This is a genomic window from Candidatus Hydrogenedentota bacterium, from assembly GCA_019695095.1.
GTDB lineage: Bacteria > Hydrogenedentota > Hydrogenedentia > Hydrogenedentales > SLHB01 > JAIBAQ01.
This window is the reverse complement of the sequence record JAIBAQ010000215.1, coordinates 1-9279: the sequence shown is the minus strand read 5'-3', so window position 1 is coordinate 9279 and position 9279 is coordinate 1. Positions and strand designations below refer to the sequence as shown.

Annotated in this window: 7 protein-coding genes; 3 read left to right on the top strand and 4 right to left on the bottom strand. The window is 59.7% G+C overall.

Annotation, left to right across the window (positions count from 1 at the left end; translation table 11 throughout):
• Together K1Y02_22895 and miaB are read right to left on the bottom strand one after the other, a co-directional pair.
• On the bottom strand, positions 1 to 1493 hold a 1493-nt coding region (locus K1Y02_22895), incomplete at its 3' end, for a leucyl aminopeptidase (protein MBX7259227.1).
• 47 nt (positions 1494 to 1540) lie between these two features.
• The gene (gene miaB, locus K1Y02_22890; GenBank protein MBX7259226.1) at positions 1541 to 2887 is read right to left on the bottom strand and encodes a tRNA (N6-isopentenyl adenosine(37)-C2)-methylthiotransferase MiaB; all 1347 of its coding nucleotides are present in this window, start codon (positions 2885 to 2887) and stop codon (positions 1541 to 1543) included.
• A gap of 208 nt (positions 2888 to 3095) precedes the next feature.
• Here miaB and K1Y02_22885 point away from each other — a divergent pair, with 208 nt between their 5' ends.
• From K1Y02_22885 to K1Y02_22875, 3 genes are all read left to right on the top strand, one after another.
• The gene (locus tag K1Y02_22885; GenBank protein MBX7259225.1) at positions 3096 to 4166 is read left to right on the top strand and encodes a hypothetical protein; all 1071 of its coding nucleotides are present in this window, start codon (positions 3096 to 3098) and stop codon (positions 4164 to 4166) included.
• A 7-nt stretch (positions 4167 to 4173) separates the two neighbouring features.
• Complete coding sequence (locus tag K1Y02_22880) at positions 4174 to 5136, top strand: DUF1559 domain-containing protein (protein ID MBX7259224.1); 963 nt, start codon at positions 4174 to 4176, stop codon at positions 5134 to 5136.
• Between the two features lie 84 nt (positions 5137 to 5220).
• Positions 5221 to 6159 carry a sugar phosphate isomerase/epimerase gene (locus tag K1Y02_22875; GenBank protein MBX7259223.1) on the top strand — a complete coding sequence of 313 codons (939 nt, stop codon included), beginning with the start codon at positions 5221 to 5223 and terminating at the stop codon, positions 6157 to 6159.
• Between the two features lie 48 nt (positions 6160 to 6207).
• Here the strand turns inward: K1Y02_22875 and K1Y02_22870 are convergent, their stop codons facing one another.
• Together K1Y02_22870 and K1Y02_22865 are read right to left on the bottom strand one after the other, a co-directional pair.
• Positions 6208 to 7635, bottom strand: coding sequence for a DUF1501 domain-containing protein (locus K1Y02_22870; GenBank protein ID MBX7259222.1), 1428 nt, complete (start codon positions 7633 to 7635; stop codon positions 6208 to 6210).
• A gap of 12 nt (positions 7636 to 7647) precedes the next feature.
• Positions 7648 to 9279, bottom strand: a 1632-nt coding sequence (locus K1Y02_22865) for a DUF1553 domain-containing protein (protein MBX7259221.1), incomplete at its 5' end; no start/stop codon positions are given.

Sequence of the window (9279 nt, the reverse complement as noted above, 5' to 3'; positions counted from 1 at the left end):
TTGTTTTCGGCTTCGCGGCGAATCCATTCGCCCAAGAGGCGCACGCCGAATCCGGTCGCGCTGTTGGTATCGAGATACGACACGTTCTTGACGCCCCAGGCCGTGCCTGCGATATCGATGTGCGCCCACTCGGTATCGCCGACGAATTCCTTCAGGAAACATGCGGCAGTCACCGCGCCCGCTTCGCGCGCGGGACCGATGTTGCACAAGTCCGCGTGCGTGCCTTCCATCAACTTGCCGTAATCTTCCCACAGCGGCAAACGCCAGATGCGCTCGCCGACGGCATCGCTGGCCTGCTGCAACGAGCGATACAGCGCATCGGTCGTGGCGGTGACGCCGGCCGCGTAATGTCCAAGCGCGACAACACACGCGCCGGTCAAGGTCGCGATATCAACCATTTTGTCGGGACGATACGTATCCACGATGTAGGCCATCGCATCCGCAAGAATGAGACGGCCCTCGGCGTCGGTGTTGTGTACTTCGATGGTCTTCTTGTTGTAGGCGCGCACGATGTCGCCGGGCTTCTGCGAACGCGCGTCGACGACGTTCTCCGTGGCGGGGATCACACCGATCACATTGATGGGGGGCTTCTGATGGGCGATGAGCTTCATCGTCCCGAGGACGGCCGCCGCGCCACACATGTCGAACTTCATTTCGTGCATATGATCGGCCGGCTTGATGCTGACGCCGCCGGTGTCGAACGTAATGCCTTTGCCCACGATGGCGAGCGTTGGCGCCGTATCCGCATAGTGGTAATTGAGAATGATGAGTCGGGGCGGTTCGGCGCTGCCGCGCGCCACGCCCAGCAACGCGTTCATACCCAGCTCGCCCATGCGCCCCGTGTCGAGGCAGTCATAGGTTAGCCCCGTGTTTTCGGCGAGGGCCTTCGCCTCGAACGCCAATTGGGCCGGGGTCATTTCGTTGGAGGCGGTATTGGCAAGGTCGCGCGCCCAGTTGGTGCAACAACACGTCTTTTCGGCGCGTTGCGCCTCCGCCTTGACCGAAGCGATGTGCTCCTCGGAGTCAATCACAATTACGAGTTCATCCACGGAAGTGGGCGCGCCTTCTTTGGGAAGGGCTTTGTACCGATCAAACCGGTATTGGCCCAGCATGAGTCCTTCGACGAAATACGCGACAGGCCACTCGGGTTGCCCCGTGAGGTCCAGGAGAACGCGCGTCGCTCGGGCTTTGCGCAGGACATCCACGGTCTTCCCCGCGCTGCGCCGGATCGCTTCCGGTTGGACCTTCGCGCGGTCGCCGCATCCCATCACAAGCACGCCCGCGTAGGGACTCGACGGCGTGGCGGAAAAAGAGACTTCTTCAGCCTTGCCGCGAACGACGCCTTCCTCGATCAGTTTCGCGGGTAAACCGGCGTCGCCTTTGCTCAACGACTTGGGTTTGGCCGGCGGCTCGTTTTCCCAAATGGGCGTCAGTACAACAGTCCGTCCTTCGGCATACGGAAATCCGCTCTTGATCGATACGTGAATGTCCATAGTATTGCCTGCGCTACTGCCAGTAACGGTCTTGCCAACCCTCGGTCCTACACAGCCGCCGGTTGCTCGACCAGTTCCCCTTCCAGCCAATGCCCCTTATGGGCGACGATGCGCACGTTGACGAGGTCGCCGATTTCCAGTTCCGCGTCGCGGACCGTCACGGGACGGAAGCCGTCGGTGCGGCCATTCATCGCGCGGCGTTCGCGCGTATGCGCGCCGTCAATGAGGACCTCCTGCTCGGTCCCGACATAGGCGGCCATACGCCCATCCGTGATCCGATCCTGCAGCGCGATGATGCGCGCCAGGCGTTCCTCTTTCGCTTCCCTGGGCACGTCGTCGACCATCTTCTCGGCCTTGGTGCCGGGTCGCGTCGAATACTTGAAGGGGAAAATCTGGCTGAAGCTGACTTCCTCTAGAACGCGCAAGGTTTCCGCGAAGTCCGCTTCAGTCTCCGTGGGAAAACCGACTATCAGGTCGGTCGTGAGTTCAATGGTTGGATTAATGGAGCGCATGTAACGCACCTTCTCCAAATACTGATCGATCGTGTGGTTGCGGTTCATTAATTCAAGCACGCGGTCGCTTCCTGCCTGAAACGGCAAGTGAAGATGGTTGCAGATGTTCTCGCGCTCGGCCATCAAATCGGAGAGGCGGTCGTTCCAGTCGTTGGGGTGCGGCGACGTAAAGCGAATGCGCCGGAGTCCGTCCACTTGGGAAACCTGGTCCAACAGTTCGTAGAAGCCCACATCGTGCGCGCGATAGGAATTGACGTTCTGGCCCAGAAGCCAGATCTCTTTTGCGCCGCGTTCGACGAGGTCGCGCACTTCCCGGAGGATGTTGTCCGCTTCACGGCTGACTTCGCGTCCACGCGTATAGGGAACGATGCAGAAGGTGCAGAAATTGTCGCAGCCCTTGGTGATCGACACGTAGGCTTTGCAGCCCTCGACGTGGCCCGCCTCGACCCATTCCTCCGGCACGAAGTTCTGGACGCGATTGGCGGCGCGGGGCATCCATTTCGTCATCAGGACGCGTTCGCCGCGTTTGACGGACTCGATCATCTCCGGGAGACGGAAGTAGTTGTCAGGACCAAAGACGATATCGACGCACTTCTCGCGGCGGAGGATGGTCTCCCCTTCCTGCTGGGCAACGCAACCGCCGACACCGATGATGAGGCCGGGATTCTTACGCTTCAGTCCGCGCAGGCGGCCGAGCATGCTGTAGACCTTGTTCTCGGGGTTGTGCCGGACCGAGCAGGTGTTCAGGAGCACGAGCGAGGCTTCGTCGGGCTCGTGGGTCATGGCGTAGCCTTGGCGCGCCAGGACTTCCATCATGCGGAAGCTGTCGTGCTCGTTCATCTGACAACCGAAGGTCTGTATGTACGCTTTTGGAGTGCTCATGCGGCCTTGCACGGATTTTGTGGGCAAAATGTGCCCTTTCCAGTGTGGGATAGGATAGCGTTTTTTGGGGGTACACCGCAATGAGGGCGGGGTCGACGAGGTGGACGAGGCCGGTGGCGAACTGGAGACCGGCGCTATGAATCGCGGCGATAATGGCATAGAATCAAGCTTCAAGCATATCTGTGCATCATTTTCATGGGAGGATTCCATGGGTCTTCTGTTGACCGTCTGCACGTGCGTAATTTTGTCGCAGCAACCGGCTGCGGCGGAGGCGGCGGAAGCGCCGATTCCCGCCGAGACCATCGAGGCGTGGACTGCGCCGTACCTCAACTGGCACTACTATCCGGAGTATGTGATTCCGCCGAATCCGAAACCTGAATTTGGGTTCAGCGCGGTGGACTGTCCGTTCGTGTGGCGGCTGGGCGACACGTGGCAGATGTGGTTCACGGGATTCGACGGTAAGGGCTATCAAACCGCGCTGGCGACCAGCCCCGACTTGATCCATTGGACGCCGCAGAACATCGTGATGAGCTTTGGCGAAGAAGGCGCGTTCGATTACGGTGGTGTTGCGTTTTGCGGGGCGTTGCTGGAATCGTACGACGTCAAAGCGCCGCGAACCTTGAGAAAATGGAAGGGCAAGTATTGGGCATTGTATAGCTGCTATCCGAAGCAGGGCGGTTACGAGCTTCGGCCCGGAGCCGAGGGCGTGGCGGCAAGCAAGGACGGCGTCACGTGGATGCGTCCGATGCCTGAAACGCCGATCTTGTCGATCGATGGCGCGGCGGAATGGGAGAAGGATTGCATCTACGCGCCGTGGCTGTTGGAACACAATGGGAAGTTCTGGAACTTCTACAATGCCGCGAATGGTTCGCGCGAGCAGATGGGCATTGTGACTTCCACGAACATGTTGACGTGGCAGCGTTACGAGGGCAATCCCGTATTGCGGAACGGTGGCGCGGATGCGTACGACGCGGAATTCTGTTCGGATGGGAAAGTGTTCCGCGACGGCGATCATTGGGTGATGTTCTATTTTGGCGTGGGCAAGGGCGGCGCGCACATCATGGCGGCGTTTTCGCGTGACCTGTTGCATTGGACCAAACGCGAGGAACCCTTGTATAAAGCCGGCGGACACCCGCAGGGCCTCGACAAGCAGTACGCGCACAAGATTTCGCTGGTATGGGAACCTGCATCCGAGACGTTTTACATGTATTACTGCGCGGTTGGCGATAAGGGTCGTGGCATAGGGCTGTTGACAAGCAAACCCATTCAAGGGAAGTAGGTCAGACGTGGAGCGTCGCGGCTTTACATTGATTGAGCTGCTGGTGGTGATTGTGATTATCGCGCTGCTGGCGGCCATTCTGTTGCCTGCATTGGGCAGGGCGCGCGAGGCGGCGCGCCGCGCGAGTTGCCAGGGTAACCTCAAACAGTTCGCTTCGATCTTTCACATTTACAGCGGCGAGAACCAAGGGTATTTCCCGCCGCCTGCCCCGTATGGAAGCGTACGGACCGACTCGCGATCGTCTCCCCTGTTTGAATCGCCTCATGCCGCGACGGTGTATCCGGATATCCTAACGGACTTTCAGATTGCCAAGTGCCCTTCCGACTCCGGGGGCGATCCGGAATGGACCAGCGTGTTGGCGCGCGTGCCGGACGACGGAGGCGATTTCGAGACGTGGAAGATCGCGGCGATCGCGGCCAATGACACAGTGTCGCTGGATTACTTTCAGTGCGCGGAGTTGGCGCGTTCTTACATGTACAAAGGCTACGTGGCAACGAGCGTGGCCGAGTACTACGGCGTGTGGGGAAGCAAAGCGGCGTCTCCGATAGTGGACACGGTAACGATTCAAGGCGTGGGCGAGGTCAGGCGAAAAGATTACGGGGCAGACTTGGATATCACGGCGGGCGCGTGGCCGCCGTGGGTGCCGTCTGCGCCGATGGCTTCAGGATCCGCGGGGGGGACCACTGTGTATCGCCTTCGCGACGGCATCGAGCGGTTCTATGTGACGGACATCAATTCCCCTTCGGCATCGGCGATGTCGCAAAGCCGCATACCGGTGATGTGGGATACCTTCGGAAGCAACCAGTTCTCGGATAGCGGCGACGCGGGAATAGTGTTCAATCACATACCCGGAGGCAGCAACGTTTTGTACATGGACGGGCACGTGAGTTTCGTCAATTATCCGACCGCCTTTCCCATAACGAACGATGAGCAGTTGGTGAAAGAGAATAGCCATCACGGGTTGGGGTGAGGGGATTTTGGATTTTGGATTTTAGATTTTGGATTGAAGAAAAGATGAATCGTCCTTGAATTGTCGGGGTCTGGTTGAGGCTACATGAGATCTTTGAATTCGCTTGAGGTGGGGGTCAAATCGGATCCGATTGAGTATCGGTATTCGTATGAGTGGTTGTTTGACCTGATGCAGGAGGAAGAAGTTCGCCACGTGCAAGTGGGGAGTTTCTTTGAGCTCTATCAGTTGCCGGACGAGTTCTTCCTGGCGTTGCGGGAGAGCGCGGAAAAGCGTTCGGTGCGTATATCGAGCATGTTCACGGCGCATCGGGAGCTGGGCGGGTTCTTCCGTCGTGAAGCGGGTTGGGAAGCGGTGGCGCGTCGCAATTTCGAGCGGATGATTGAAGTGGGCGCGCTGTTGGGGGCCGCGAGTGTGGGCTCGAATCCCGGCGCGGTCATGCGTGACGATTCGTCGCACAAGGCGCAGGGGATCGCGTGTTATGTGAAGCACATGAAGGAGCTCATGCACTTCGCGCATGCGAAGGGGCTTGAGTGCCTGACGATCGAACCGATGTCGTGTCTTGCGGAACCGCCGACGTTGCCGGATGAAATCGAAGCGATGGCGGAAGAGCTAAATGCGTATCACCGGCAGTTGCCGGAATCGACTGTGCGCGTCGGGTATTGCGCGGATGTCTCTCACGGATATGCGGATGAGCATTCGGCGGTGAAGCACACGCACACAGAGTTGTTTGTTGCGACGTTGCCGTATCTGTGGGAAGTGCATTTGAAGAACACGGATGCGATCTTCGGTTCGACCTTCGGGTTTTCAGAATCGGAGCGGGCACGGGGGATTGTGAATATTGCGGAGTTTGTGGAGGTCCTAAGGACGAATGCGGCGAGGATACCGCAGGAGAAGCTGATCGGGTATTTGGAGATCGGCGGGCCGAAGGTGGGGCGGGATTACAGCGATAGACGGTTGGGCGAGGAGCTGCGGAAATCTTTGGCGCATGTGAAGGAAGTGTTTCGGTGGGGGAACACGGACTGACACGGACTGACACGGGCGAACACGGACGGGCGCGGGCCAATCTGCAGCTTAAGCGAGGATAGGCATCACTACTTTGCCAGCAACGTCCGTTAGGCGGAAATCGCGGCCCTGGTAACGGTACGTCAGTTTTTCGTGGTCAATGCCGAGAAGGTAGAGCATCGTCGCGTGGAAGTCGTGAACGTGCACGGGGTCTTTCTCGGCGAAGTAGCCGAGTTCGTCGGTGGCGCCGTGGACCATGCCGGGTTGAACGCCCGCGCCCGCCATGAAGATGGAGAATCCGCGGATGTGATGGTCGCGTCCATCACCTTGGGCCATGGGAGTTCTGCCGAATTCGCCGCCCCAGATCACGAGCGTATCTTCGAGCATGCCGCGCTGTTTCAGGTCTTGAATAAGGGCCGCGGAGGCCTGATCGACCAGCTTCGAGACCGTCGCGATGCCATCCTTCACGCCGCCGTGATGATCCCAACCGCGATGGTAAACCTGGATGAATCGGACACCGCGTTCAGCGAGACGGCGCGCAAGCAGGCAGTTTCCGGCGAAGGTGCCGTCGGCGCCTTTCGTGCCGTACATGTCGAGTATGTGTTGCGGTTCGTCGGAGAAGTCGACGAGGTCCGGTACGCTGGCCTGCATCTTGAAAGCCATCTCATATTGGCTGATGCGGCTTGCGATTTCGGGGGCGTCGACTGCTTCAGCGCTCAACCCGTCAATCTGTTGCACAGCGCGCAGAATGTCTTCTTGCCTGCCCGTAGTAACGCCGGGTGGGTTGCCCACGTAGAGGACGGGGTCGCCTTGCGATTGGAACCGCACGCCTTGAAACCGGCTGGGCAGGAAACCGCTGTGCCATTGGCGCGCGGAGACGGGTTGGTTCTGGCCGCCGCCTTGCGAGGTCAGTACGATGAAGCCCGGCAGGTTGTCGCACTCGCTGCCCAATCCGTAGAGCGTCCAGGAGCCCATGCTGGGGCGGCCGGAGATGGACGTACCGGTGTTCATGAGTGTGTGGGCGGGGTCGTGGTTGATCTGATCGGTCTGCATGGATCGAATGACGCAGATGTCGTCGACAATGGTCTGTAAGTGCGGAAAGGCTTCCGATACCTCCGTGCCATTCCTGCCGCATCGTACGAAGCCGTATTGCGGTGCAAAGCATTTCAGTTGGGCATTCTGCAATTGCGCGATGGGTTGGCCTTTGGTGAAAGACTCGGGCATGGGCTGCCCGTGCAGTTCGGCAAGCTTGGGTTTGAAGTCGAAGGTTTCGAGATGGGACGGGCCGCCTGCCATATACAGATGGATGACGCGTTTTGCGCGAGGCGCGAATTGAGGCGGATTCATGATGCCCATCCAACGTTCGGTGGACGGTGCGGATGCGAAGGCGCGCCGATTCAGCAAGGATGCGAGCGCGACCGCACCGATGCCTCGCGCAGAGCGTCCGAGAAAATGTCTGCGGGTAATCCGAAGCCGTTCTTCATTTGGAAGCGACATGCAAAATCCCTCTTATGAGCGCGTGACGGTTTCGTGGAGATTCAGAACAACGCGAGCGACCGAGGTCCACGCGGCCAGTTTCTCGACGGGCAGATCTTGGGGAACCGGGGCCATGCCGACGGCAACCAATCTATGGGCAGCTTCTTTGTCGCGCTCGTACTCGGCACAGTGGCGGTCGTAGAGTTCGCGCAGCAGTTTCAGTTCGGCGTCGGTTGGTGTGCGCGCCAGCGCTTGATGGAAGGCCCACGCGATTCCTTCTTCCGGGGTCTGTCCTCCGCATCGTTGGATCTTCTCCGCGAAGCAGCGCGCGGCTTCCACGTAGGTGGGATCGTTGAGGAGGACCAGTGCCTGCAACGGGGTACTGCTGACGGAACGTTCCGCGGTGCATTCCTCACGGGCCGGCGCGTCGAACGCAATCATGCTGGGGTGTAAAAAGGACCGTTTCCAGATGGTATACAGGCCGCGGCGGTATTGGTCTTCACCCGTGGAGGCGGTGTAGATGAGCGGGCCGCGAAACGTGTTGCAGTCGCGCCAATAGCCGTCGGGTTGATACGGGAAGACGCTTGGGCCGCCGACCTTGGCGGAGAGGAGTCCCGTGACGGTCAAGGCACTGTCGCGAATGAACTCAGCGCCCAATCGGAAAGAAGCCTGACGGGCAAGAAGCCTGTTTTCAGGATCGCGATCGACTGAGGTTTCGTTTCCTGTCGACGCTTGACGGTACGTGGCCGACGTGACCATCAGCCGCACCACATGCTTGATATCCCAGCCGCTGTCGACGAATTCGGAGGCGAGCCAGTCCAGCAGTTCGGGATGCGTGGGCCATTCGCCTTGCGAGCCGAATTCGTCGAGCTTCTTGGAGAGGCCGGTGCCATAGAACTGCTTCCAGAGGCGGTTTACAAAGGCACGGGCGGTGAGGGGGTTGTCGCGAGCGATCAGCCAGTTGGCGAGGTCGAGCCGGGTTAAGCGCTGTTCATGTTGTTGGGCATGCGACAGAAACGCGGGGACGGCGGGCTGAACCACTTCGCCGGATTCGTCCATCCAGTTGCCGCGCGGGAGAATGCGCACCTCGCGGGGTTCAATGGAAACGGAGACCAAAGTCGTGGGCACTTGTTTCTCAATCTCGGTCTTTCGCGCTTCGGCTGTCTTGACCTCGTCGCGCACGCCGTTGAGGGCGGGGGCGATACCGCGATAGTAGGCGGCCAGGGCGTTGGATTCGTCCGGCGTGCGTGTTTCCTTTGCCTTGCTAATTGACGCGAGGATGTCTTGGGGCAAGGCCATGGATTGCGTGACAGCGGGCGATGCGGCCGTGGTCAGTGACAGACGGAACTTGCCGACCGTGTGTTGATCATAAGAACTTTGATGTTTCAGGCGAACGACGAGCGTTGTGCCTTGCCCTCCCGCGAGGGGAGCGGCGAAGGTGAAGACGGCTTCGTGGTTGGCCGGTTTCTCATGACCAGAGACCGCCCAGCCGGTGTCGTTCTTGCCATCGATGGTGGCAGCAACGGGAAAGTCTTTCTGCTCGAAGTCGGCTTGGGCCGCGCCGATTGCCACGGAAGCTGGGTCCGGGGCCGCGTTGGAAGATGCAACGACTTCGAAGCCCGTGAGCACGAAGTTGCCGTTGCCTCGACCAAGACCGCCGTTGGG

Coding starts and splice junctions, on each gene's coding strand:
- K1Y02_22870 (MBX7259222.1), bottom strand. CDS start 7,635: ATGTCGCTTCCAAATGAAGAACGGCTTCGGATTACCCGCAGACATTTT.
- miaB (MBX7259226.1), bottom strand. CDS start 2,887: ATGAGCACTCCAAAAGCGTACATACAGACCTTCGGTTGTCAGATGAAC.
- K1Y02_22875 (MBX7259223.1), top strand. CDS start 5,221: ATGAGATCTTTGAATTCGCTTGAGGTGGGGGTCAAATCGGATCCGATT.
- K1Y02_22885 (MBX7259225.1), top strand. CDS start 3,096: ATGGGTCTTCTGTTGACCGTCTGCACGTGCGTAATTTTGTCGCAGCAA.